This window comes from Amycolatopsis sp. NPDC049868 (genome assembly GCF_044461365.1).
In the GTDB taxonomy this organism is placed as follows: domain Bacteria; phylum Actinomycetota; class Actinomycetes; order Mycobacteriales; family Pseudonocardiaceae; genus Amycolatopsis.
Genome location: NZ_JBITKV010000001.1, coordinates 576,792 through 601,564, shown reverse-complemented (window position 1 = coordinate 601,564; position 24,773 = coordinate 576,792). Strand labels below are relative to the sequence as shown.

Here is a 24,773-nt window from a genome sequence, read left to right as displayed (position 1 = left end):
CTTCCGCCGCCATCCGAGCACCAGGGGTGTAGCTGAAGGAGGCGTCCCATGTCCTTACGTCGTATTCTCGCCGCCACATTCGCCGCGGCGACGGCCGTGTCGATCGCGGCCATCCCGGCCACGGCCGCCGAAGCGCCGTCCGTCCAGGCGATCAGACAGCTCGCGAGCGGCCTCAACCAGGCCTGGTCGATCGACTTCCTGCCCGACGGCACCGGCCTTTTCACGCAGAAGGACGCCAAGACGATCAGCAAGATCGACAAGGCGGGCAAGGTCACCACGGTCCAGACCATCCCCGGGGTGAGCGTGACCGCGGAGGCGGGCCTGCTCGGCATCGCCGTCTCGCCGAAGTACGCCACCGACGAGACGGTCTTCATCTACTACACGACCAGTTCCGACAACCGTATCGCCAAGCTGAAGCTGGGCCAGACACCGACGCCGATCGTCACCGGCATCCCGCGTGGCTCGCAGTACCACCACGGCGGGCGGATCCGGTTCGGGCCCGACGGCTTCCTCTACGCGGGGACCGGCGACGGCCAGAACGGCGCCAACGCGCAGAACAAGAACTCCCTCGGTGGCAAGGTCCTGCGCGTCACCACCGACGGGGCGGCCGCGCCCGGCAACCCGTTCAACAGCCGCGTCTACTCCTACGGCCACCGCAACGTCCAGGGCCTGACCTGGGCGAACGGGCAGCTGTACATCTCCGACATCGGCGCGAACAAGCTCGACGAGCTGAACAAGATCGAGCCGGGCAAGAACTACGGCTGGCCGACCTGCGAGGGCCCGTGCAACACGGCGGGGATGACCAACCCGGTCAAGTCCTGGCCGACGTCCTCGGCGACGCCGAGCGGGCTCGCCGCCTACAAGGGTTCGCTGTACATGGCGTCGCTCAAGGGCGGCACGTACAAGCTCGACCTGAACGGCAACGGCGGAAAGATCTGGACCAACCTCGGCCGCACGCGTGACGCGACCGCCGGCCCGGATGGCCAGCTGTACACGATCACCCCGGGTGGGCTGTACGTCTCCGACGGCAGCTGACCCCAGGCGCGTTTAGTCCTCTGAATGCGGTGGTCCACCGCATTCAGAGGACTAAACGCGGGGCAAGGAGACCGCGTGTTCCAGTTCGACGAGCGCGGTGTCCAGGTGGGTCAGGATGCGCTGCAGATGCGGGACGCTCCGGCGGCAGCCGGTGACGCCGAAGTCCAGGTTGTCCCCGTTGCTGGTCAGCGTGATGTTCAGCGCCTGCCCGTCCAGCAGCACCGACGCCGGGTAGATGCCGTCGAGCGCCGCGCCGTTCCAGTACATCTGCTTGCGCGGCCCCGGCACATTGGAGATCACCAGGTTGAACGGCGGTTTCGTGTTGTTCACGAAGCCGGGTATCGGTGACACGCCGAGCTGGGCGACGTTGATCCCCGACAGCAGCAGCGTCTGAAGCGGGGTCAGCTCCGAGAAGAGCTTCTTGCCGTTCCGCATGGACGCGTTGATCGTCGCGAGCCGCGCGGCCGGATCGGTCAGATGGGTGGCGAGGTTGCACAGCAGCGCGCCGATGTTGTTGCCCGCCGCGTCCCCGCTGTCCTTACGCCGCAAGGAAACCGGGACCATCGCGGTGAGCGGCGCGTCGGGGAGCGCGTTCTGTTCGATCAGGTAGTCCCGCAGCGCGCCCGAGCACATCGCGAGGACGACGTCGTTGCGCGACACCCCGGCGGCGGTCGCCACCTTGCGCACCCGGTCCAGCGACCACGACTGTGCGGCGAACCGGCGGGCCCCGCCGATCGGCACGTTCAGCATCGTCTTCGGCGCCTGCGCCGGCAGCGTGAGCGTGTGCTCCTGGAACGCCTCCCGTGCCACCTTCATCGCGGCGGGCGCGATACCGGCGAGCTGGTTGACCGTCTTGCCGAAGGTGCTGAGCACCGAGGGCGACGCCTTGCCGTTGCGGCCGCCGTCCGGTTTGGCGCGGCGGCCCCACGGCGGCGGGCAGTCGAGGTCGGCAGGATCGTCCGACAGCGTGCCCTGCATATGCCGCAGCGCCGAGACACCGTCCATCAGCGCGTGGTGGATCTTGCTGTAGATCGCGAACCGGCCGTCCTGGAGGCCCTCGACCAGGTGGATCTCCCATAGCGGGCGGTGCCGGTCGAGCAGGGTGCTGTGCCAGCGTCCGGTCAGCTCCAGCAGTTCGCGGATCCGGCCGGGCTGGGGCAGCGCCGAATGACGGAAGTGGTAGTCGAGTTCGAGTTCGGTGTCGGTCGCCCAGGCGATATGCCCGGCGGTGTTGACCGGCCGGGCGGGACGGCGGCGGAACACCGAGCGCATGTTGTCGGAATCGAGCAGTTTCCGGCGGATGTCACGCAGGTAGTCGGGCCCGGCGTCCTCGGGTTTCTTGAACAGCTGCAGTCCGCCGACGTGCATCGGATGTTCGCGCGTTTCCACGAGAAGGAACATCGAGTCGGTCACGGGCATGAACGGCATCGTCGGGACCCACCTTCCGCGCGGCGGCGTGCGTACACGCCGGGTGCCAGAGTCTACGCACACCGAAACCACCTTCTCACGCTTTAGGGTGGCTCACATGACGATCCCGACCGATCCGCAGACGGGTGAGTTCCGTCGGTCCGCCAACCATTTCGACGCGCGTATCACCGCCGACGGCCGCGACGGCTGGCCGGTGGAGGCGGGGAGATACCGGCTGGTGGTCAGCCGGGCCTGTCCCTGGGCGAGCCGCGGGCTGGTCGTCCGGCGGCTGCTCGGTCTCGAGTCCGCGCTGAGCGTGGCCGTGGCCGACCCGATCCAGGACGAGAAGAGCTGGCGGTTCACCCTCGATCCCGGCGACCGGGATCCGGTACTCGGGATCAAGTACCTGGCCGAGGCCTATCACGCCGCCGATCCGCACTATATGGGCGGGATCAGCGTTCCGGCCATTGTGGACATTCCGAGCAAACGGCTGGTGAGTAACGACTATCCCCAGATCACCCTCGATCTGTCCACCGAATGGACCAGCCTCCACCGGCCCGGCGCGCCCGATCTCTACCCAGAGCGACTGCGCGGCGAGATCGACGACGTCAACGCCGGGGTCTACGCCGACGTCAACGCCGCCGTGTACCAAGCCGGTTTCGCGACCAAACAGACCGCGTACGAGGACGCTTACACTCGCCTCTTCGCGATGCTGGACGTGCTGTCCGAACGGCTCGAAAAGCAGCGCTACCTCGTCGGTGACACGATCACCGAAGCGGACATCCGGTTGTTCACCACGCTCGTCCGCTTCGACGCCGTCTACCACGGGCACTTCAAATGCAACCGGAACAAGCTGGCCGAGCTGCCGGTGCTGTGGGCCTACGCCCGCGACCTCTTCCAAACTCCGGGTTTCGGTGACACCGTCGACTTCGACCACATCAAGCGGCACTACTACGCGGTGCACGAGCAGGTGAACCCGACGCGGATCGTCCCTTTGGGACCGGACCTGTCCGGCTGGACGACGCCGCATCACCGGGATCAGCTGGGCGGGCGCCCGTTCGGTGACGGCACGCCGCCGGGACCGCCGCCCGAGGACGAACGGATCGGGGACACGGATGGAGTCACTGCCTGAACGCACCGACGTCGTCGTGATCGGCGGCGGGATCATCGGGGTGAGCTGCGCGTACCGGCTCGCCGCCGCCGGGGTCTCGGTGCTGCTGCTCGAACGCGACACGCTCGGCGCGGGCTCGACGGCGAAGGCGGCGGGCGGGATCCGGTCGTCGTTCACCACCCGGGTCAACATCGAGATCGGGCTGCGCGGGCTGGCCGAGTACGCCTCCTTCGCCGAGACGTACGGGACCGAGATCGACTTCCGCCGCGACGGCTACCTGTACCTGGTCACCGACCCCGCGGACCTGCCCGAATTCGAGCGCTGCGCCGAACTGCAGAACTCCTACGGCGTCCGCAGCCGTCTCGTCGAGCCCGCCGAGGCGCGGCGGTTCTCCTCGCTGATCGACACCGAAGGGGTGGTCGCGGCGCTGTGGTCGCCGGACGACGCCAAGGCCACCCCGGATTCCGCGGTCCAGGGCTACGCGCGGGCGGCCCGCGGGCACGGCGCGGTGCTGAAGACCGGCGTCGAGGTCGTCGGGATCGAACGCGACGGCGACGAGATCACCGGTGTCCGGACCTCGGCCGGTTCCGTGCGGACGGACGCGGTGGTCTGCGCCGCGGGCGCGTGGTCGGGGCGGATCGGCGAGCTGGTGGGTGTCGACCTCCCGGTGCGGCCGTACCGGCGGCAGGTCGTGTTCACCGGCCCGGTCGCGGACCTGCCGGAGTCGGTGCCGCTGACCGTGGAGATGCCCTCGGCGTTCTACTTCCACCGCGAGGGCCTCGGCCTGGCGATGTCCTTCTGCGACGGTGACGGCGACCCCGGTTTCGACACCCGTTATCAGCCGGGCGGGTGGCTGCCGGAACTCGCCGAAATCGCCGCGCGCCGGGTGCCCGCCGTGCTCGACGCCGGGATCCGCGGCGGCTGGGCCGGGCTGTACGAGGTCACCCCCGATCGCAACCAGATCGTGGGGGAAAGCGTCCACCTGTCGCGGTTCTTCTACGCGACCGGGTTTTCGGGACACGGGTTCCAGATGGGCCCGGCCGTGGGGGAGCTCGTGCGGGACCTCTACCTGGGGCGGGTCCCGGCCATCGACATCACCGGGCTCGACGTTCGCCGGTTCGCCGGCGACCGGGCCGTGACGAGGGAGCACAACATTGTCTGAGTTCGTCGAAGTCACCACCGAGGCCGAGCTGCGCGAGATCCTGCCGCCGCCGCTGGAGCGGACCGCGAACAAGGCGCGCCCGAAGCTGCACGAGCTGGACCGGCAGTGGCTCGCGGAGTCGCCGTTCGTGCTGATCGCGACGTCGGCGGCGGACGGCACCTGCGATGTCTCGCCGAAGGGCGACCCGGCCGGGTTCACGCTGGTGCTGGACGACACGCGGATCGCCATCCCGGAGCGGCCGGGCAACCGGCGCGCCGACGGTTTCCACAACGTGCTGTCGAATCCGCACGTCGGGCTGATCTATCTGATCCCCGGCCGCGGTGACACGCTGCGGATCAACGGCCGCGCGCGGCTCGTGCGGGAGGCCCCGTTCTTCGACGACATGATCGTGAAGGGCAACCGGCCGAAGCTCGCGCTCGTGGTCGACATCGACGAGATCTTCCACCACTGCCAGAAGGCGTTCATGCGGTCGAAGCTCTGGTCGCCGGAGACCTGGACGCCCGGCTCGATGCCGTCGCGGGCGGCGATCGCGAAGACCTTCGAGCGGCCGGAGGAGAGCATGGCCGATCTGGAGGCGTATTACGCCCCTGCCGCCTACTCGGCCGGTCTGTACTGAGGTCGGATGCGCAGTGGCTGGTTGCTGGATCGTTGAACGATCTGGCACTATCGGCGGGGTGCCTGCACCCACCGGAGCCCAGCATCTCGCCGACGCGCTGACCGCTCTGGGGACCGAAGTCGTCTTCGGTCTCCCCGGGGTGCACAACCTGCCGTTATGGGAGGCGCTGGCCGATACGGACATCCGGCTCGTCGGGGTCCGGCACGAGCAGACGGCCGGGTACGCGGCCGACGGTTACGCCCGCGCCACGGGGAAGCTCGGGGTCGCGCTGGTGACCACGGGACCGGGCGCGGCGAACACCCTCGCCGCGGTCGGCGAAGCCATGGCGTCGGCGGCGCCGGTGCTGATCATCGCGACCGACATCCCGTCCACGCTGCGGCGGCCCGGCGTGGTCCGCGGCGTCCTGCACGAGACGTCGGATCAGCAGGCGATGTTCGCGCCGGTCACGAAGGCGGGCTTCACCGTCACGAGTGCCGACCAGGTCGCCGCCACCCTCCACCGCGCGGCCCGGCTCGCGCTCCAGCCGCAGAGCGGGCCGGTCTACCTCGGCATCCCCACCGACTTCCTGTCCGAGCGGACGCCGGCGCGCCGTCCGCCGCGCTCGCATGCCCGGCCGTCCGAGATCCCGGATCTCACCGAGGCCGAGGCCTTGCTGGCCACCGCCGACCGGCCGCTGATCTGGGCGGGAGGTGGCGCGCTGCGTGCCGAGGCGGGTGAGGCGATCGGGAAACTCGCCGAACGGCTGGCCGCGCCGGTGCTCACCACGTTCGGCGCACGCGGGCTCCTGCCGGTCGATCATCCTTGTCTCGCCCCGAACCCGGTGCACGCGCCCGAGGTCGGCGCGCTGTGGGACGAGGCCGACGTCGTCCTCGCCATCGGCACCGACTTCGACGGGCTGATGACGCAGAACTGGCTGATGCCGCGGCCGAAGAAGCTCATCGCGATCAACGTCGACCCGGACGACGCGGCCAAGAACTACCAGCCGGACATCACGCTGGTCGGGGACGCCCGGATGCTCGTCGAGGCCCTGAAGGTCGAGGAGCGGTCCGGTATCGCGGCACTCGTCGGCAGGCTCGCCAAGGTCTCCGCCCGGGTCCGGCAGCGGATCAAGGAAGAAGAGCCACAGGCCGCGGACCTTCTGTCCACTTTGGACGAGGTGTTGCCGCCCGACGCGGTCGTGGTCGCGGACATGTGCGTGGCCGGGTACTGGATCGGCGGGTTCCACCGGGTCCGCGCGCCGCGCAAGCTCGCGTATCCGATGGGCTGGGGCACGCTCGGCTACGGTTTCCCCGCGGCGCTCGGCGCCGGTGCCGCGGGCGGCGGCCGCGCGATCTGCGTAACCGGTGACGGCGGCTTCCTGCTCGGCTGTGGAGATCTCCACACGCTGGCGCAGGAACAGTTGCCGGTCACCACGATCGTCGTCGACGACGGCGGCTACGGGATGCTTCGCTACGACCAGGATCGCGCCGGTCTGCCGCGCCGGGGCGTCGACTGGGACAGCCCCGATTTCGTCGGCCTGGCGAGGTCCTTCGGCGTGCACGCGGATCGCGTCTCCGGCTTCGGGCGGGCGTTCCGGCGGCTGCTCGGCGAGTTCGTCGAGTCCGACGAGCCGAACGTGCTGGTCGTCCGCGCGAAGATGGCGCCGCCGCTCAACACCTCGCCGCGCTGGTACCGCAAGGAATCCCCGTGACCGGGCTTCGCGTCGGCGTGGACATCGGCGGCACGTTCACCGATCTCTGCGTGCTCGACGAAACCGGGGTCGTCGCCGTCGGCAAGCTGCTGACGACGCACGACGAACCCGCCCGCGCGGTCGAGGAAGGTCTCAAGAAGACACTTGCCGGCGCCGGGCTGGACGCGGGTGACGTCGAGCAGTTCGTGCACGGCACCACGCTGGTCACGAACGCGCTGATCGAGCGCAAGGGAGCCCGCACCGCGCTGCTCGCGACCGCCGGTTTCCGTGACGTGCTGGAGATGCGGCGCGAGCACCGCTACGAACTGTACGACTTGCTCATCGAACTCCCCGCCCCGCTGGTCCCGCGTCATCTGCGGTTCGACGTCCCCGAGCGGATCCTCGCCGACGGGTCTGTCCACACCGGACTGGACGAGGAGTATGTCGCGCGGCTCGGCCGCGAGCTCGACGCGCGCGGGATCGACGCGGTGGCGATCTGCTTCCTGCACGCCTTCACGAATCCCGCGCACGAACGACGCGCCGCCGAGGTGCTGAGAGAGGTCGCGCCTCGGTTGAGGGTCGCGCTGTCGAGCGAAGTGGTCCCCGAGATCCGCGAGTACGAACGCACGTCCACCACGGTCGCGAACGTCTACGTCCAGGACCTGACCGAACGTTATCTGCGTGATCTGGAACGGCGCCTGCACGAGGCAGGGGTGCGCCCGTCACCGCACATCATGCTGTCCAACGGCGGGATCGCGACCGTCGACACGGCGGCACGCTATCCGATCCGCATCCTCGAATCCGGCCCGGCGGGTGGCGCGCTGGCCGCGTCCGCGATCGGTGCCGCGGCCGGTGTCGAGGATCTGCTGGCCTTCGACATGGGCGGCACGACGGCGAAACTGTGCATGATCTCCGGCGGCGCGCCGCTGGTGACCCATGAGTTCGAAGTGGACCGGAAGTACCGGCTGCTGCCGGGATCCGGGTTGCCGGTCAAGGTTCCGGTCACCGACATGATCGAGATCGGCGTCGGCGGCGGCTCGATCGCGCGGATCGACGCGCTCGGCCTGCTCACCGTCGGCCCGGATTCGGCGGGATCCGAGCCCGGCCCGGTCTGCTATGGACGAGGCGGTACCGAGCCGACCGTGACCGACGCCGACCTCGTGCTCGGCTACCTGGATCCGGGGTATTTCCTCGGTGGCGGAATGACTTTGGACGCCGAGGGCGCGCGCGAGGCGATCCGCTCGAAGATCGCGGGACCGCTCGGAATCAGCGTCGAAGAGGCCGCTTGGGGCATTCACACCAGCGTCAACGAGGACATGGCCAACGCCGCCCGCGTCCACGCCGTCGAGCGCGGCAAAGATCCGGCGAAGCTGCCGATGTTCACCTTCGGCGGCGCCGGACCGGTGCACGGCGTCGGCGTGGCGCGGGCGCTCGGTGCGCCCGAGGTGGTCGCGCCGCCCGCCGCCGGGGTGCTGAGCGCGGCGGGATTCCTCACCGCACCACTCGCTTTCGACTTCGTCCGTTCGGCGCGCTCGGCGGTACTCGATCTCTCCTGGGAGCAGGTCGACGCGCTGTTCGCCGAGATGGAGGCCGAGGGCGCGGAACTGCTGGAGAAGTCCGGTGTGGACGGTGCGCGGGTGACGCATCGACGGATCGCCGAGATGCGGTACTCCGGGCAGGGCTACGAGATCCGCGTGCCGGTCGAACGGGGGAACTGGCCGGAATCGCTCATCGGCGCGTTCACCGAGACCTATCGGACGCTGTACCGGCGGACCGGGCCGGACGTCGCGATCGAGGTGCTCAACTGGCGGGTCGTCTCCAGTGGCCCAGCGCCCGAGGTCACGGTGAAACTCGCGGGTGCCGAGGCCGGGGGCGACGCGCGCAAAGGGAGCCGTCCGGCCTGGTTTCCGGCCGCGGGTGGATTTGTCGACACGGCGGTGTTCGACCGGTACCGGCTCAAGCCGGGTGACCGCGTCGAGGGACCGGCCATCGTGGAGGAACGAGAGTCCACCGTGGTCGTTCCGCCGGGCGCGAGCTGTGTCGTCGGTGAAGACGCCAGTCTGGTGGTGACGGTATGAGCGTCGACCCGATTCTGGTGGGCTTGCTGGGAAACCGGCTGCACTCGATCCTGGCCGAACAGCAGAACGCGCTTGTCAACACGGCGTTCTCGTCGGTGGTGCGGGAATCGCTAGACCTCGCCTGCGCCGTATTCGACTCGCGTGGCGAGATGATCGGCCAGTCCGTCGGCGGGACGCCGGGCCACATCAACGCGATGGCGACCGGGATGCACCACTTCGTCGCCGCGTACCCGCCGGAAACCCTGGAACCCGGCGATGTCCTGCTCACCAACGATCCGTGGCAGACCGCCGGACAGATCAACGACATCACCGTCGCGACGCCGGTGTTCCTGCGGGGGCGGCTGGTCGCCTGGTTCGCTTCCTGTTGCCACGCCCCGGACATCGGCGGGCGACTGGTCTCCGCCGAGGCGCACGAGGTCTTCGAAGAGGGACTGCGCCTGCCGATCATGAAGTTCCTCCGCGCGGGCGAGGTCAACGCGGATCTCGAACTGCTGATCCGCGCGAACGTCCGCACCCCGGAGGAGACCATCGGCGATCTGTACGCCCAGGTCACCGGCAACGAGGTCGGCGCCGCCAGCCTGGTCCGGCTGCTGGAGGAATTCGGTCTCGATTCGCTGGACGACGTCGCCGCGGAGATCATGAACCGCTCCGAACGGGCACTGCGCGACGCACTGGCGAAACTGCCGGACGGCACGTACACCAGTGAATTGGCGACAGACGGTTTCGACGACGAAGAGGTCGTCCTCAAGGTCGCGGTGACCATCGACGGCGAGGACATCCACCTCGACTTCGCGGGATCGTCGCCGCAGCGCCGCCGCGGGATCAACGTCGTCCTGAACTACACCAGGGCGTACGCGTCGTTCGCGGTCAAGGCGGCCATCTCGCCGGAAGTGCCGCACAACGCGGGTTCGTTCCGGCCGGTGCACGTCACCGCGCCGGAGGGATCGGTGCTCAACTGCGTGCCGCCCGCGCCGGTCGCGTCCCGGCATCTGATCGGGCACTTCCTGCCCTCGCTGCTGATCACCGCCCTGCACGAAGCGTTGCCCGGCAACGCCTTGGCGCACAGCGCGGACGCGTTGTGGATGACGATCTGGCGCGGTACCGACGCCGAGGGCCGCGAGTTCATGCTCAACGTCTTCCAGACCGGCGGGATCGGCGCGAGGTCCACAAAGGATGGACTCAGCACCACCGGCTTCCCGAGCGGACTGCGCTCGACGCCGACGGAGGTCATCGAGACGATGGCTCCGCTGATCCAGCGCGAACGCGTGTTGCGCACGGACTCGGGCGGCGCCGGACGGTGGCGCGGTGGCCTCGGCCAGTGCACGACCATGGCCGCCCGCGGCGAGATCTCGTGGAGTGTCAACGGGAACGTCGACCGGGTGCGCCGGCCCGCGTCCGGTGTGGACTCCGGGCACGACGGTGCGGCGGGCCGGTTCGAGCTCACCCGCGGCGCCCTGCCGTCGAAGAGCCGGGTGAACCTGCGGCCGGACGACGTGGTGAACGTGTTCCTGCCGGGCGGCGGCGGTTACGGCGACCCGGGGGAGCGGGCCACGGAGGCCGTGCTCGCCGACGTCGTCGACGGATACATCTCGGTCGAAGCGGCGCGCGAACTGTACGGCGTCGAGGTCACCTATCACGGGGAGCCCGGGGCGCTGGTGCGTCTTCCGGAGGACTACACGGCGGTTTCGCCGAGAGGGAGGAAATGAGCATGGGTCGGCTGGCCGGCAAGGTCGCGGTGGTCTTCGGGGGCGGGAGGGGAATCGGCCTCGCCACGGTGAAGGAGTTCGTCGCCGAGGGTGCGACCGTGTTCTCCAGCGACATCCGCGAACTCGCGGAATCCGTCGAAGGGGCTCGACACTCCATTGTGGACGCGACCGACGAAGGACAGGTCGACGAGTTCGTGCGAGGCGTGGTCGCCGAAACCGGCCGGATCGACGTGCTGTTCAACAACGTCGGCATCCACCTCGGGAAGCCGCTGGCCGACACCACGTTGGCGGAATTCGACAACATCTTCGCGCTGAACGTGCGTGCCGCCTTCCTCGGCACACGGGCCGTGCTGCCGCACATGATCGCGAACAAGGCGGGCAGCATCGTCACGACGTCGTCCAACGGCGGGGTGATGGGCCGCCCCGGCGACCCGGTGTACAACGCCACCAAGCACGCGCTGGTCGGCATGATGAAGTCGATCGCCGTCGCGCACGCGCACCAGGGGGTCCGGGCGAACACGGTGAACCCGGGCGCGATCGACACGGACATGTTGCGCGGCACGCTCGCGTCGCCGGAGGACTTCGAAGCCAAGCAACACCAGCTGGTCGCGAGCACGCCCGCCGGGCGGGTCGGCGAGGCGTGGGAGGTCGCGAAGGCCGTGGTCTTCCTGGCGAGCGACGAATCCCGGTTCGTCAACGGGGTCGCGCTCCCGATCGACGGCGCCAAGGCCGCCGGTGCCATGCCGGGCAACCGGTACAGTCTCGACTTCGAACTCGGCGTCAGGTAGCGCCGTGTCCACACCTGCCGCCGAGGAGACGCTGGCCCGCGACAGACCCTTGCTCGAACGGAGCGGGACCGCGGAGCGGGTCGCCGAAATCTTGCGTCAGCGCATCACCGAAGGTGTCTTCCCGCCGGGGTCGAGGCTTTCCGAACCGTCGATCAGCGCCGCGCTGGGCGTTTCGCGCAACACCCTGCGGGAGTCCTTCCAGTTGCTGGCGCACGAACGGCTCGCGGTGCACGAACTCAACCGCGGCGTGTTCGTCCGTGAGCTGACCGCGCAGGACATCTCGGATCTGTACGTGATGCGGCGGGTCACCGAATGCGGTGCGCTGCGGCGCGCGTCGGAACTGTCCACTGTGGATCTTTCGGCCGTCGCGGACGCCGTGCGGGAGGGCCGTGCCGCGGCCGACGAAGACGACTGGCAAGCCGTCGGGACCGCGAGTATCGCGTTCCACCAGGCGGTGGGCGACCTGGCGGGCAGCGAGCGCGTCAGCACCACGATGCGCCAGGTGCTGGCGGAGACGCGGCTCTTCTTCGTGCTGGCGGAGAACACGCGCGCGTTCTTCGAACCGTTCCTGGAACGGCACGAGCGGATCCTGCGGGACCTGGAGCGGGGGCGGTTCGGGCCCGCCGAGACCGCGCTGGAGAAGTACCTGCGGGATGCGGAGAAGCAGCTTCTGGCCGCTTATGACCGCCGGGACTCTTGAGCGGCGGAAACGCCAGGAAAGGACCGTTCCTTGCAAAATTCGCAAGGAACGGTCCTTTCCTGGCACGCCGGAGGGGGCCAAGGCTGCCATAGGTACCTACTGAACGTGGGTGGCAGTTGGCTTCCCCAGTACATGAAGGCCCCCTTCCTTGCGCCTAGGTACAGGAAGGGGGCCTTCATGTACAACCCGGCTCGTGAGTGACGTTTCGGGCCAGAACGCCCCGAAGTACTCACGAGCTTTAGCAGTGCAGTGTGGCGCCTGCCCAGTCCGCGTGGTCGGAGTCGACCCCGTCACCGCCGTCCGTGACGACCAGGTCGAGCACCTGAACCCCGCTCAGCGGCACGGAAAGCCTCTCCGCGGCCTGGCCACGCTTGAGCACACCGGTGCCCGCCAGTTGTTTCCCGTCCCCGGCGACCTCGAACGCCACACTGCCTCCGGCCTTCTCGTCGTCGACCCCGACGGAGGAGGTGAACGACGTGCATCCGCCGCCGAGGTAGAGCCGGACCTTCGACGGCGCGTGGACGCCCAGCCCGTCGTCGTAGGTCACCCCGCCGATGCTCATCCGATGGCCGTCACCGGCTTTCGATTCACCATTGCTGGTCCCGCGTTCCACCGGCCCGTAGCCGTTGTCCGCCGTCATGAACACCGCCTTCGACAGCGCGTTCGTCCCGGCGGCCGGCGGTTTCACGACGGGAGCGCTTCCGGTCACGGACGACGACCGCGCACCCCAGGACGTCCGGTAGTCGAATCGGCCGGAGACCTCGACCCGGTCACCGGCCGGGGATGACGGCCGCACGGTCCAGGTCTGTGCCCACGACTTCCCCGGCGTGATCGCGGGAATTCGCACTTCGGTGCCGCCGTCGGGCTTCCAGCCCGCGCCGACCGCCAGCTTCACCACGCCCGACCGGACCGGTGTCCGGCCGTCGTTGAACACCCGCAAAGTCGTGGTGAACGGTTTGTCGACGGCTGCGTATTCGGGCGAGGACAAGGAAAGTGTCGTATGCGGCGCGGCCTTCGGCTGGTTCGACGGCCAGACGCGGAACACCGCGGAGCCGTGGCTCGGCAGCCCGGCTCGCAAGGTGCCGGCGGATTCGGTCTCCGCGCCGGTCCACAGCTCCCGGACCCGGTAGCCGGACGCCGCGGGGGCGCCGATCTCGGCGGCGGTGGCGGACAGGGTCGCCGGGGCACCGCCGCGATTGAACAGCACGACGACGTTCGAGCCGTCGGACATCGGCTTGGCCCAGACCTCGGTGTCGCCGTCGTCGCGGATCTTGCGGCCCTGCTTGCCGCCCCAGTCCTGGTCGACCGCGAGAAGGTCCTTGTTCATCAGGATCTTCTTGGTCGCTTCGGACATCGAGCGCAGGTCGTTGCCCGCCAGCAGCGGCGCGTTGAGCAACGACCAGAGCGCGAAGTGGGAGCGGTATTCCGTGTCGGTCATGCCGCCGTTGCCCACTTCGAGCATGTCCGGATCGTTCCAGCCGCCCGGTCCGGCATAGCCTTCCAAGCCGACCTGCTGGTCGAGGAGGTTGGTCATACTCGACCAGGTGTCGCTGATGTCGCCGGTGGTACGCCACAACTGCGCCCCCGCGTCCTTGCCCCATTCCCAGGGCTTGTTCTCACCCCATTCGCAAAGGGCGTAGACGATCGGACGGCCGGTCTTCTTCAGCGCCTCGCCCATTTTCGTGTATCGCTCCAGCGCGGGGCGGCCCTGGTTGTGGCAGTTGTCGTATTTGAGGTAATCGACTCCCCAGTCCGCGAACGTCCGCGCGTCGACCTCTTCGTGATCGAGTGAACCGGGCATGGTCCGCGCGCAGGTTTCCGTGCCGGCGCTGGTGTAGATGCCGAGTTTCAGTCCCTTCCCGTGCACGTAGTCGGCCAGTGCCTTGATACCGCTGGGAAAGCGGGTCCGGTGTGGTTCGTACTTCCCGTCGGGGGTGCGGTTCTTCTCGGCCCAGCAGTCGTCGATGTTGACGTACTGGTAGCCCGCGGCCTTCATGCCGGACGACACCATCGCGTCGGCGGTCCCCCGGATCAGCTCTTCGGTGATGTCGCAGCCGAACTTGTTCCAGCTGTTCCACCCCATCGGCGGGGTCGCGACCGGTGGTGGACTCTCGGCGGCGGCCGCCGGAACGACGCAGAGGGCGGTGAGCGTGCAGGCGGCGACGAGCGTGCCGGCGAGACGACGCATAAGTTCCTCCCAGAATGCTCAACTTTGAACAAACTCACTCATCAAACAACAGGATCGACCGGTGCCGGTCAAGAGCCGAAGGGATGGTGTTGGGGATTCACCGGCGGTCGCCGTGACAAGCCGGACAGGTCCGGCGCGTGAACTGTGCACGATGGAGTGGTCGCGTCCCGGCCGGATCCGGGTGAGGATGTGGGCACGAGCACTAGGAGGAAGATCATGGTTTCGTCGGCGTCCGCGCGTAATCCGCTGTGGCATCCCTTCGCGGACATGGGGGCGGTCGACGGCGACCGGCTCGTCATCACCCGCGGTGAGGGCTCCTACGTCTGGGACGACGAGGGCAAGCGGTACTTCGACGCGACGGCGTCACTCTGGTACGCGAACTTCGGGCACGGACGCGAGGAGATCGCGCAGGCCGTCGCGGACCAGTTGCGGACGCTCGATTCGTACAACCTGTTCGGCTACAACGCCAACGAGCCCGCGCTGAAGCTCGCCGAGCGCGTTTCCGGGCTGGCACCCGAACCGGGCTCGAAGGTCTTCTTCGGGTCGGGCGGTGGCGACGTCATCGACACCGCGGTCAAGATCGCCCGCTCGTATTTCGCGCACACCGGGCGGCCGGAGAAGGTGCACGTCATCGGCCGGGTGCAGGGTTACCACGGCACACACGGTTTCGGCACGGCCGTCGGCGGCATCGCGGCCAACGCGGCGGGCTTCGGGCCGCTGCCCGGCGACATCTCACACGTGCCCTACGACAGCGCCGAAGCACTCGAAGCGGAGATCCTGCGGGTCGGGCCGGAGCGGGTCGCGGCCTTCTTCTGCGAACCGGTGATCGGCGCGGGCGGCGTCCTGCTCCCGCCGGACGGGTACATCGAAGCCGTCGCCGGGATCTGCCGCAGGCACGACGTGCTGTTCGTCGCGGACTGCGTGATCGCCGCGTTCGGGCGGCTCGGCACCTGGTTCGGGATCGACCGGTGGGCCGTGAAACCGGACATGATCACGACCGCGAAGGGCATCACCGGCGGGACGATCCCGCTGGGCGCGCTGATCGTCGCGCCCCGGGTGGCCGAGCCGTTCTTCACCGGCGCGCCGGGTGCGCCGGTGCTCCGGCACGGCGCGACCTACGCCGGGCATCCGGTGGCCTGCGCCGCGGGGAACGCGACGCTGGACATCTACGAGCGAGACGGGCTCATCCCGCGCGGGCGGGAACTGGAGAAGCCGTTGGCGGACGCGCTTTCCGGGCTGGCTTCGCATCCGCTGGTCGCGGAGGTCCGGGCGGGGCTGGGCTTCCTCGGCGCGGTCGAACTGAAAGCGGAGGTCATCGCGGCGAACCCCGGCGCGGCGAACCGGCTGCAGCGGCTGGCGCGGGACGAAGGCGTCCTCGTGCGGAACCTGGCCAAGGGGATCGCGGTGTCGCCGCCGTTGATCGCCGGGGAGACCGAGCTCGACCTGCTCGCGACGGCCTTGCCGCGCGCACTGGACAAGCTCGCCTAGACACGGCTGCGCCGAGTACATGAAGGCCCCCTTCCTTGCGCCAGGCGCTAGGAAGGGGGCCTTCATGTACTTCAGGCGAGCAAGCTCGCCGCGCACGAGGGCCGCGCGCTCGGTCATGAAGGGCGACAGCCGACGGGACCAGGTCCCTTCATGACACCCCCAGTGGCGGGCCCTCGTGGGCCCGCCTCAGGAGAGGCAGAGTTCGTTGCCTTCCGGGTCCGCGATCGTGATCCACTCGGCGGGCCCCTGTTTGCCGCGGTGCAGGAACGTCGCACCGCGCGCGGTCAGCCGCTCAAGCTCGGCCTCGATCTTGTCCGCCCCCATCCGGATGTCGAGGTGCAGGCGGTTCTTGACCGTCTTCCCCTCCGGCACCAGCTGGAAGAGGAACCGCTGCTTCGTCCCGGGATGGACGATCGCCGCGCCGTCCTTCCACACCAGGACACCGTTGTGCGTGGTCGTCGCCTCTTCCGGGGCATATCCCTTGGCGACCATCTCGCGGATGAACTCCTCGTTGCTCTCCTCGACCTGCCAGCCGAGCATCTCGGCCCACCAGTCGGCGAGGTCGTGCGGATGAGCGGAGTCCACGGTCACCTGGAAGTCATACGCCATACCGGCACATTAACGACCCGCCCCGACAATTCCGGGCGCTCATGCCCGCTGACCACGGTGAACCGCCATTTCTCGACCCCGCCGCCGATGATCTCGGCGTAGCGGCGGGCGCCGTCCGCGTTCGCGAAGCGCACCTGCTGCCCGTTGGTGAGATGGGTGATCTTGACCGCCATCCGTGCCTCCCTGAAGTCCGGTGCCGGCCCGCGGAGCTTCCCCCTCCGGGACCGGCGCGGACAGTAGAACACATGTTCGACGAACGTCGCCAATCCGGCCCCCCGCGCGGGTCACCGCCGCATGGTCACCCGCGGCCACGCGTCCAGGCCACGGGCGATTTCGTGGGCACGGACGGCCCGAAGGCCCGCTGTGAGGTCCTCCTCGTCGAGCGTCGCGAAGCCGAGCCGGGCGTAGTACGGCGCGTTCCACGGAACCTCGGCGTACGTCGTCAGCGTCAGGCCGGCGAGGCCTTCGCGCGAGGCCCACACCGCGGCGTGCTCGATCAGCCGCCGCCCGAGGCCTCGGCGCGCGTGATCGGGATGGACGGACACCTGCTCGATATGGCCGTGGCCATCGACGACCTCGGCGAGCAGGTACGCCACCGGGCCGTCGCCGGTGTCCCAGACCCAGGCCCGGCCGTCGCGCTGGAAGGCCGTGAGGTCCGCGATCGACGGCGGATCGTCGTCGGCGATCGCCGCCATGCCGAGCGCGCGGAACGGTTCGCCCGCGGCGCGTTCGATGTCCTGGAGTGCGGGCAGGTCTTCGGGAGTGGCGGGTCGGATCACGGATCGAGTTCTACCCCGTCGCGGGGACGGCCGCCGGTGATTTACAGCGAGAACGACGAAACGGCGCGGTGGATCCTGCTCGCGTACGACTGGAGCGCGACGATGGCGGCCCGTTTCGCGTCGTCGCCGATCCGGGTCGCGGGGGCGGCCAAGGTGAGCACCGCGGGCCGGTGTCCGGTGCTCGGGATGGGCACCGAACACGACCAGACGCCGTCGTCCAGTTCGCCCCAGCTCACCGAATACCGGTTCGCCCCGGCGCGTTTGACCTCTTCCCGCACGCTCGGACCGCGGCGCTGGACGATCGACGAAAGCCGCCTTTCGCGTTCGCCCTCCGGCAGCATGGCGAGCAGCATCTTGCCCGACGCGCCGGTGCCGAGCGGGACGGAATGCCCCGGCTGGAAGGTGAAGCGCATCGCGCGTTCGCATTCGACCCGGTCCGCGCAGACCGCGGAATCGCCGAAGTGCTGGAACAGCAGCACCGTCTCGCCGAGGTCGCGGGCCGCCTCCTCCATCGACGGCCGGGCAAGGCGGGCGAGGTCGTTGGCCAGTTGCGCGGCCCGTGCGAGCGGCATCACCTGGCTCGTCACGTGGTAGCGCCCCGTCTTGCCCTCCTCTAAGAGCTGGAGTTCCTTCAGCAGCGCCACATAGCGATACGTCGTGGCGACCGGGGTGCCGATCCTCGCGGCCAGTTCGGCGACGCTCGCGTCCCATCGGCGTTCGGAGAAGGAGAGCAGCAGCTGCAGGACCTTGCGCGAGCTGCTGGCGCCGGGGGTGCGTTTCGGCGGGGCGGTGGTGTCCAGGGATCGTGCGGCAGGCGTCATCTCGACCTCTCGCCGGAGAATCACGAAGAGTCAAGAAAGTAGCACATTGTGTGAATTGCGGAACAGGGACTTTGGTCCATGAACAAGCGGACTCTTGCTAGGTTCGGACCATGGAAAAGCCATTGGCGGGCAAGATCGCGTTGGTCGCCGGGGCGACTCGCGGGGCGGGCCGGGGAATAGCGGTCCGGCTTGGCGCCGCCGGCGCGACCGTTTACGTGACCGGCCGCAGTACCGGTTCCCGGCGATCGGAAATGAATCGCCCGGAGACGATCGAGGAGACGGCGGCGCTCGTCGACGAGGCGGGCGGGCACGGGATCGCGATCGGTGTGGACCATTTGGCGGCAGACCAGGTCCGCGAACTGGTGGAACGGATCGACGCCGAGCAGGGCGCGTTGCACGTGCTGGTCAACGACATCTACGGTGCGCCCATCGAATGGGGCAAGACGGTCTGGGAGTCCACTTTGGACGTGGGGCTGCGCACGCTGCGGCTCGCCGTCGACACACACGCCATCACCAGTCATTTCGCGCTTCCGCTCATGATCAGGAATCCGGGTGCGCTGGTCGTCGAGGTCAATGACGGCACCACCGCGTACAACTCGGAGAACTACCGGGTTTCGTTCTTCTACGATCTCGCGAAGACCGCTGTGAACCGGATGGCGTTCGCACTCGGCCACGAATTGGCACCGCATGGCGGTACCGCGGTGGCCGTCACGCCGGGCTGGTTGCGTTCCGAAGCCATGCTCGACGCTTATCAGGTGACGGAAGAGAATTGGCGTGACGCGACAAAGGTGCAGCCGCACTTCGCCATTTCCGAGAGCCCGGCGTTCGTGGGCAGGGCGGTCGCGGCGCTGGCAGGCGACGCGGAAGTCGCCCGCTGGAACGGGAAATCGGTGTCCAGTGGCGAATTGGCGAAGGAATACGGATTCACCGACCTCGACGGCAGCAGGCCCGACTGCTGGCGCTATCTCGTCGAAGTCCAGGACCCCGGCCTGCCCGCGGACGTCACCGGCTACCGCTGAGCATCCCGGCGGAGAAAGGGCGTGAGCAGACCGGGCGCGGCCCGCTCCGCCATCGCCAGCCCGGCCGATTCACCGACGTCGACAACCTGATAGCCGCCCTTGCCCGCCGCGATCGGGGCCGTCACGGTGATCAATCCGGCGCGGCGCTGGAAGAACGAGCGGCTGACGACGATGCCGGTGACGCCCTCACGCCGGATCGCCACCGTCGCCCGCGCCAGCGAACCGGACCGGCTGACCAGGTACCGCCCGACGATCGCGTGGCCGAGGTTGCGGTAGCGGTCCCAGCCCACCAGCGCGGCGAACGGCACCAGGCCGAGCGCGACCTGCCACATCCACGACGGCAGGAAATCGATCCAGGCCAGCCCGAACAGCGCCGCCGCCAGCAGCAGTACGCCGCCGACCGCACGGGTGAGCCGCCTCGTCAGCGCTCGCCGCGGATGCCGGTTCAGCGGCACGGTGGCCGGGTCGAAGTTCTCCCGCAGCACCTCGGCCGCGACCTCGTGGACCCGGCCGACCGGTGCGGGCGGCAGCAGGAGCCCGCCGCCCTTGTCCCCGCCCTTGCCCTCACGCAGCCCGCCCGCGATGGCGGTGAGCCGCGCCCCGCCCGCGATCCGCAGCGGCAGCGGCTCCTTCACCTCGACGCCACGAAGCCGTTCCTCTTCGATGGACACCGAACGTGTGGTGAGCAGCCCGCGCCGGATGTGCAGGGTGCCCTCCGATTCCCTGGTGAGCTTGAAGTTCCAGAACGACAGCACGTAGCCGCCGACGGACAGCAGCGAGACGACCACGAGCAGACCGGCCGCCGCCACGACCACGATCAGCCACAGCGCCGTGTTCGCCAGACCGTCCAGGAGGTCCTGCAGCGGCCCGACGTTCTCCGGGGCGATGTTCAGCTGGTGCGCGAAATGCCAGACGGCGGCGAACACCGCGCCCACCACGGCGAGCCCGGAGAGCGTGAACGGCGCGTATCGCACCCATTTCCGATCGACCTCCGCCACGACCTGCTCGGGCGGCGGCGCGGCCTCGGATTCAGCGGTGATCTCCTTACGGTGCAACAGAACCGTGCGCAACCGGTGCGCCTCGGCCTGGCTGACGGCGTCGAGTACCAGCTGGTCGTTGCCCGCGCCTTGGGCCAGTGAATGCCGTCCGGTGCCGATGCGTACGGCGCTGAGGGAGAACAAGCGGTGCTTCGGTTCCGAAGTGACGTCGACCGTGCGGATCCGGTCCAGCGGGATCGCGCGATGTTTGCGCAGCAACAGCCCCGTGGTCCATTCCACCTGGCCGTCCGCGACGCGGTACCGCGACGTGAGCACGTGTGAGACGCCGACGAGCACGGTCAGCGCGGTGACACCCAGGCCGAACCACTCCCAGCCGTTGCCCTGGCCGAGGACGACCGTCCCGATCAGCACCGGCAGCGATTTGACGACGTCCAGCACGGGGCGGATCAGCAGCATCCGGCGGTCGAGCCGGTGCCAGTCGCCGACGGCGGCGTCCGGTGGCGCCTCGGTGCTCATGTCGCGTCACCCGGAGTGGCCTGCGTGGTCCTGGTGAGTTCCGCGGCCAGCGCGAGCGCCTGGGCGTGGTCGAGACCGGAGATCTTGACCGGGCCCGCGGCCGACGCCGTCGTCACGGTGATCTTCGCCAGCCGGAACAGCTGCTCGACCGGGTCGCGTTCGATGTCGACGGTCTGGATCCGCGAGATCGGCGCGATCCGCCAGTCCTGTTTGAGCCAGCCCTCCTGGGTGTACACGGCCTCGCCGGTGACCTCCCAGCGGTGGATCCGGTAACGCCACTGAGGCATGACCAGCAGATGCAGGGGCGCGAGCACGCACGAGATCGTCAAGGTCACCGTGAGCCACGTCGGCGCGTCGTCGCTCGTGAACACGAACACGGCTTGCGCCGCGACGAAGATCACCCAGCCGACCGCGGCCCACACCGTCCAGTAGCCGATGGCGCGCCTGCTCACCCGGTTGGCGGGCGGGCGCAGGCCGAGGATCTCTTCCGTCACCCCTCCACCCTGCACCACCTCGGTGCGGACCGCCCACGACACCTGTCACGGACCGATAGGATTTCGGCCACGGCCGGCGGAATGGATACCCCCTATCGGGGCGTTGCCACCCGTAGACGGTTGCACGCACGAAACCTGGAGGATCTGGTGGCGCTGGACCCGGAAGACCTGTACGAGGTGGACTCGGACGTCCCTGACCTCGGCGGGGCCGTGCTCCTGCACTACTTCGACGGCTTCATGGACGCGGGCTCGGCAGGCAAGCTCGTCGCCGAGCAGCTCCTGAACTCTTCCGAGCACCGCGTGATCGCGCGGTTCGACGTCGACCGGCTCATCGACTACCGCTCGCGCCGCCCGACGATGACCTACTCCATCGACCACTGGGAGGCCTACGACGCCCCCGAACTGGTCGTCCACCTGCTGCACGACGCCGACGGCGTGCCGTTCCTGCTGCTCACCGGGCCGGAACCGGACCACGACTGGGAGCGGTTCTGCGCGGCCGTGCGCGGGCTGGTCGAGCGCTGGGACGTCCGGCTCACGACCGGTTTCCACGGCATCCCGATGGGCGCGCCGCATACCCGCCCGCTCGGCGTGACCGCGCACGCGACGCGGAACGAGCTGGTCGGCGAACACCGCCCGCTGCCCAACCGGATGCAGGTGCCGGGCAGTATCGCCGGGCTGCTGGAGTTCCGCTTCGGCGAGTGGGGGCACGACGCGTCCGGGTTCGCGGCGCACGTGCCGCACTACCTGGCGGACTCGACGTACCCGAGCGCCGCGCTGAACCTGCTCGGCGCCGTCGCCTCCGCGACCGGGCTGAACCTGCCGGACGGGGAGCTGCGGGAGGCCTCGCACGAGGCGGAGGCCGAGATCGCCCGCCAGGTCGCCGGCTCGGAGAAGGTCGCCGACGTCGTGCGCGCGCTGGAGCAGCAGTACGACACGTTCATGGAGGCGTCGGGCAAGGAAAGCCTGCTCGCGGAGTCGGTCGAACATATGCCGACCGCCGAGGAGCTGGGCAACCAGTTCGAGCGGTTCCTGGCCGAGCAGAACGGCGGGGACTCGCCGGAGCGCTGAGACCCTGTTCACCGGATGCGCGTGAAGGCCCCCTTCCCTCGGCTCAGCCGAGGGAAGGGGGCCTTCACGCGCATCCGGTCAGTAGTCGACGGCGACCATCGACTTCGAGTGCGCCGGTCGCTCGATCTCGTCGACCAGCGCGACCGCGAGATCCGCGTAGGAAAACGGCTTCGTGTCCTCCTCGCGCGGCAGCACCCGGTGGTCGCCGCTGCGGTACTCGCCCGTGCGCTCGGCGTGTTCGTCGAGCATCACCGGCGGCGGCGCGACGATCACCCAGTCGAGCCCGCCGCCGGACGCACGGAAGACCTCCAGCTCCGCCGTGTGCCCGAGCGAGAACTCGCGGTGTTCGGGCGGCCAGCCCGGCTGGTCGTGGAAGGCAACGCCCGGCTCGATCTCCAGCGCCGATCCGACACCGACGACGACCAGCCTCCCGACACCGGCCCGCCCGAGGCCGCCGATCAGCGCGTGCGCGGCGGCCGGGTAGTACTCGCGTGAGGGGAGATCCGCGCGGTAGATGGAACTGATCGCGGCGTCGTGCCCGGCGGCGGCCTTCGTGACGTCGTCCGCGACGGTGACGTCGGCGGCGATCAAGGTGACGTTGTCCCCGGCGAGATCCGCGTGGCGGCGGGGATCCCGGACGGCGGCGGTGACCAGGTGGCCGCGGCTCACGGCTTCGGCGACGGCACGGCGCCCTGCGCGCCCGCCCGCCCCGAAGATGACGATGCTGCTCATCGTGCTCCTTCTTTCGGTGCCGGTACCCGGGTACCGGCGGCGAACGCGATGCTAGGAGCGGACCCCTCGGTTACCGCAACGAAACCGGCTCCGGGACGTTCTGGACCCGTTCACTCGAACGGTGCTGGTGTATCGTCCCGGAATGCGTCGCCTGGTACCCCATTCAGCACTGAAGACCTTGGGTCGTACGGCCCGCGGAACGTTCGGCCGGGGCCTGCACCGGCTCGCCCGGCGATTCCATGATCCTTATACGGCGGAACTGGAACGGGTCGCCGCGGAATTGCGGGCGGAGATCGTCCGGCAGGGGGACCGCTGTTTCGACCGGATCGTCGAGTTCGAAATCCGGAGCCGTCGCGACATCATCTACGCGGGTGATCAGGACGCGGCCAGGGACAGCAACCGGTTCGCCCGTGAGCATCTCACCGGGACCAAACACTTCGCCCGTCCACAGGAGACTCTCGCGTACGCGCTTTCCCTTGCCCCGTCCGGGGGAATGGCCCTCGAATTCGGTGTCGCGAGCGGGAACACGCTGCGGGTGATCGCCGGGGCCCGTGGCGGCGTCGAGACCTACGGATTCGACTGGTTCCAAGGCCTGCCGGAGAACTGGCTCAACGGGATGCCCGCCGGTTCGTTCGCGCGCGACGACCTGCCGGACGTCCCCGGCGCCGAACTCGTGGTCGGTCTTTTCGCCGACACGCTTCCCGGCTTTCTCAAGCGGCACGAAGGCGTCGTCGATTTCCTTCACGTGGACGGCGATCTGTACAGCTCGGCGAAAACCGTGCTCGACCTGGTGGGGCCGCGTCTGCGGTCCGGCAGCATCGTGCACTTCGACGAGTTCTTCAATTACCCCGGTTGGCAGCGGCACGAGCACCAGGCGTGGCTGGAGTACGTCGAACGCACCGGTGTCGAATTCGAATACGTCGCCTACACCTATGCCGACAATCAGGTCACCGTGCGGATCGCCTAAAGCATCTCGCGGAGCTCGATCGTCCCGATCGCGGCCCACGGGTGGGTCTTCACCGCCTCGACGGCTTGTTCGCGGCTCTCGCATTCGAGGACGATGATGCCGCCGATCTGTTCCTTCGTCTCGGCGAACGGGCCGTCGGTGAGCAGTGCCTCGCCGCCTCGGACGCGGACGGTCGTCGCCGTCTCGGGCGGGTGCAGGCCCATACCGTCGACGCGGAGACCGCGCCGCGTCAGCTGCTCGGCCCAGCCGCGGCAGGGTTCGGTGATATCCGTGTCGAGCCCTTCGTCGCCGACGGTTCCGCCGAGCATGAGCAGATAGCGCACAGGTCCTCCTAGTCCGTCAGTCCGTCTTCGTACGCGCGCAGGGTGTCGATGAACGTCCGGCGCTCGGCCGGGCTCAGCGGCGCGAGCGCCTTCTGCCAGGCGCGGGCACCCTGCGCGAGCCAGCCGTCGATGGCGGGCCGCATCCGTTCGGTGATGGCGACGATCCGCCGCCGCCGGTCCGTCTCGTCCTCACGCCGGTCGAGCACGTTCTTCTTGCTCAGTTCGCCGACCATCAGGCTCACCGTGGTCGGGGCGACTTCGAGCCGTTCGGCCAGCTCGTTCACCGTCATCGGCCCGTCGAAAAGCAAGTACGACAACAGCGACAGGTGTCGCGGAGCCAGCGACAGCGACTGGAGTTCGTCGGGGATCTTGATCCGCTTCGCGCGCCCGACCATCCGCGGCATGAGCAGCAGCAAGGCCCGAACGGCGTCGTCGACTTCCATCTCCTCGGTTGACACCGACCACCCTCCCAGATACCTTTGCAAGCAAAGAGGCTTTG

At 69.1% G+C, this 24,773-nt stretch carries 24 protein-coding genes; 13 read left to right on the top strand and 11 right to left on the bottom strand.

The features are described 5' to 3' along the window. The first annotated feature begins 48 nt into the window (after positions 1-48). Complete coding sequence (locus ACIBTM_RS03020; RefSeq protein ID WP_395874906.1) at positions 49-1,035, top strand: PQQ-dependent sugar dehydrogenase; 987 nt, start codon at positions 49-51, stop codon at positions 1,033-1,035. A gap of 51 nt (positions 1,036-1,086) precedes the next feature. Here the strand turns inward: ACIBTM_RS03020 and ACIBTM_RS03015 are convergent, their stop codons facing one another. Continuing rightward, positions 1,087-2,463 carry a wax ester/triacylglycerol synthase family O-acyltransferase gene (locus ACIBTM_RS03015; RefSeq protein ID WP_395874905.1) on the bottom strand — a complete coding sequence of 459 codons (1,377 nt, stop codon included), beginning with the start codon at positions 2,461-2,463 and terminating at the stop codon, positions 1,087-1,089. 97 nt (positions 2,464-2,560) lie between these two features. Between ACIBTM_RS03015 and ACIBTM_RS03010 the strand changes: the two genes are divergently transcribed. Genes ACIBTM_RS03010 through ACIBTM_RS02975 form a run of 8 tightly spaced genes read left to right on the top strand, consistent with a single transcriptional unit; the run spans position 2,561 to position 12,272 of the window. Then, complete coding sequence (locus ACIBTM_RS03010) at positions 2,561-3,574, top strand: glutathione S-transferase family protein (RefSeq protein WP_395874904.1); 1,014 nt, start codon at positions 2,561-2,563, stop codon at positions 3,572-3,574. Beyond that, positions 3,558-4,715 carry an NAD(P)/FAD-dependent oxidoreductase gene (locus tag ACIBTM_RS03005; RefSeq protein WP_395874903.1) on the top strand — a complete coding sequence of 386 codons (1,158 nt, stop codon included), beginning with the start codon at positions 3,558-3,560 and terminating at the stop codon, positions 4,713-4,715. Before ACIBTM_RS03010 ends, ACIBTM_RS03005 begins: the two co-directional genes overlap by 17 nt. Further along, positions 4,708-5,331 (top strand): pyridoxamine 5'-phosphate oxidase family protein, encoded by a 624-nt coding sequence (locus tag ACIBTM_RS03000; RefSeq protein WP_395874902.1) that lies wholly within the window; start codon positions 4,708-4,710, stop codon positions 5,329-5,331. The genes ACIBTM_RS03005 and ACIBTM_RS03000 overlap by 8 nt, the downstream gene beginning before the upstream one ends. Positions 5,332-5,389: 58 nt before the next feature. Further along, entirely contained in the window at positions 5,390-7,021 is a 1,632-nt protein-coding gene (locus ACIBTM_RS02995) for a thiamine pyrophosphate-binding protein (RefSeq protein ID WP_395874901.1), read from the top strand. Continuing rightward, positions 7,018-9,078 (top strand): hydantoinase/oxoprolinase family protein, encoded by a 2,061-nt coding sequence (locus ACIBTM_RS02990; RefSeq protein WP_395874900.1) that lies wholly within the window; start codon positions 7,018-7,020, stop codon positions 9,076-9,078. Before ACIBTM_RS02995 ends, ACIBTM_RS02990 begins: the two co-directional genes overlap by 4 nt. Further along, positions 9,075-10,784, top strand: a complete 1,710-nt coding sequence (locus ACIBTM_RS02985; RefSeq protein WP_395874899.1) for a hydantoinase B/oxoprolinase family protein — start codon at positions 9,075-9,077, stop codon at positions 10,782-10,784. The genes ACIBTM_RS02990 and ACIBTM_RS02985 overlap by 4 nt, the downstream gene beginning before the upstream one ends. A gap of 2 nt (positions 10,785-10,786) precedes the next feature. Then, complete coding sequence (locus ACIBTM_RS02980; protein ID WP_395874898.1) at positions 10,787-11,572, top strand: SDR family NAD(P)-dependent oxidoreductase; 786 nt, start codon at positions 10,787-10,789, stop codon at positions 11,570-11,572. A 4-nt stretch (positions 11,573-11,576) separates the two neighbouring features. Further along, the gene (locus tag ACIBTM_RS02975; protein WP_395874897.1) at positions 11,577-12,272 is read left to right on the top strand and encodes a GntR family transcriptional regulator; all 696 of its coding nucleotides are present in this window, start codon (positions 11,577-11,579) and stop codon (positions 12,270-12,272) included. A 238-nt stretch (positions 12,273-12,510) separates the two neighbouring features. On the opposite strand, the gene ACIBTM_RS02970 is transcribed toward ACIBTM_RS02975, so the two are convergent. Further along, positions 12,511-14,460, bottom strand: a complete 1,950-nt coding sequence (locus ACIBTM_RS02970; RefSeq protein ID WP_395874896.1) for an NPCBM/NEW2 domain-containing protein — start codon at positions 14,458-14,460, stop codon at positions 12,511-12,513. A gap of 216 nt (positions 14,461-14,676) precedes the next feature. Between ACIBTM_RS02970 and ACIBTM_RS02965 the strand changes: the two genes are divergently transcribed. Beyond that, complete coding sequence (locus ACIBTM_RS02965) at positions 14,677-15,948, top strand: aspartate aminotransferase family protein (protein ID WP_395874895.1); 1,272 nt, start codon at positions 14,677-14,679, stop codon at positions 15,946-15,948. A gap of 186 nt (positions 15,949-16,134) precedes the next feature. Here the strand turns inward: ACIBTM_RS02965 and ACIBTM_RS02960 are convergent, their stop codons facing one another. The 4 genes from ACIBTM_RS02960 to ACIBTM_RS02945 form a co-directional block, all read right to left on the bottom strand. Next, a complete protein-coding gene (locus ACIBTM_RS02960; RefSeq protein ID WP_395874894.1) occupies positions 16,135-16,557 on the bottom strand; it encodes a VOC family protein in 423 nt (140 codons plus the stop codon). Further along, positions 16,536-16,730, bottom strand: coding sequence for a hypothetical protein (locus ACIBTM_RS02955; RefSeq protein WP_395874893.1), 195 nt, complete (start codon positions 16,728-16,730; stop codon positions 16,536-16,538). The genes ACIBTM_RS02960 and ACIBTM_RS02955 overlap by 22 nt, the downstream gene beginning before the upstream one ends. Positions 16,731-16,841: 111 nt before the next feature. Then, entirely contained in the window at positions 16,842-17,336 is a 495-nt protein-coding gene (locus tag ACIBTM_RS02950; RefSeq protein WP_395874892.1) for a GNAT family N-acetyltransferase, read from the bottom strand. Positions 17,337-17,377: 41 nt separating this feature from the next. Beyond that, a complete protein-coding gene (locus ACIBTM_RS02945; RefSeq protein WP_360088565.1) occupies positions 17,378-18,157 on the bottom strand; it encodes a helix-turn-helix domain-containing protein in 780 nt (259 codons plus the stop codon). A gap of 110 nt (positions 18,158-18,267) precedes the next feature. On the opposite strand from ACIBTM_RS02945, the gene ACIBTM_RS02940 reads away from it, so the two are divergent. Next, positions 18,268-19,176 carry an SDR family oxidoreductase gene (locus ACIBTM_RS02940; protein ID WP_395874891.1) on the top strand — a complete coding sequence of 303 codons (909 nt, stop codon included), beginning with the start codon at positions 18,268-18,270 and terminating at the stop codon, positions 19,174-19,176. Here the strand turns inward: ACIBTM_RS02940 and ACIBTM_RS02935 are convergent. Continuing rightward, positions 19,167-20,690 (bottom strand): PH domain-containing protein, encoded by a 1,524-nt coding sequence (locus tag ACIBTM_RS02935; protein ID WP_395874890.1) that lies wholly within the window; start codon positions 20,688-20,690, stop codon positions 19,167-19,169. The genes ACIBTM_RS02940 and ACIBTM_RS02935 overlap by 10 nt on opposite strands. Next, on the bottom strand, positions 20,687-21,226 hold the full coding sequence (locus ACIBTM_RS02930; protein ID WP_395874889.1) for a PH domain-containing protein: 540 nt from the start codon (positions 21,224-21,226) through the stop codon (positions 20,687-20,689). Before ACIBTM_RS02930 ends, ACIBTM_RS02935 begins: the two co-directional genes overlap by 4 nt. A 105-nt stretch (positions 21,227-21,331) precedes the next feature. On the opposite strand from ACIBTM_RS02930, the gene ACIBTM_RS02925 reads away from it, so the two are divergent. Further along, complete coding sequence (locus ACIBTM_RS02925; RefSeq protein WP_395875777.1) at positions 21,332-22,252, top strand: proteasome assembly chaperone family protein; 921 nt, start codon at positions 21,332-21,334, stop codon at positions 22,250-22,252. A 78-nt stretch (positions 22,253-22,330) separates the two neighbouring features. On the opposite strand, the gene ACIBTM_RS02920 is transcribed toward ACIBTM_RS02925, so the two are convergent. Continuing rightward, complete coding sequence (locus tag ACIBTM_RS02920; protein ID WP_395874888.1) at positions 22,331-22,984, bottom strand: NAD(P)-dependent oxidoreductase; 654 nt, start codon at positions 22,982-22,984, stop codon at positions 22,331-22,333. Positions 22,985-23,126: 142 nt separating this feature from the next. On the opposite strand from ACIBTM_RS02920, the gene ACIBTM_RS02915 reads away from it, so the two are divergent. Then, complete coding sequence (locus ACIBTM_RS02915; RefSeq protein ID WP_395874887.1) at positions 23,127-23,951, top strand: class I SAM-dependent methyltransferase; 825 nt, start codon at positions 23,127-23,129, stop codon at positions 23,949-23,951. Here the strand turns inward: ACIBTM_RS02915 and ACIBTM_RS02910 are convergent. Both ACIBTM_RS02910 and ACIBTM_RS02905 read right to left on the bottom strand, forming a co-directional pair. Beyond that, the gene (locus tag ACIBTM_RS02910) at positions 23,948-24,274 is read right to left on the bottom strand and encodes a YciI family protein (protein WP_395874886.1); all 327 of its coding nucleotides are present in this window, start codon (positions 24,272-24,274) and stop codon (positions 23,948-23,950) included. The genes ACIBTM_RS02915 and ACIBTM_RS02910 overlap by 4 nt on opposite strands. Before the next feature lie 8 nt (positions 24,275-24,282). Then, positions 24,283-24,717: a MarR family winged helix-turn-helix transcriptional regulator gene (locus ACIBTM_RS02905; protein WP_395875776.1), complete on the bottom strand. Its 435-nt coding sequence runs from the start codon at positions 24,715-24,717 to the stop codon at positions 24,283-24,285. Positions 24,718-24,773 lie beyond the last annotated feature (56 nt).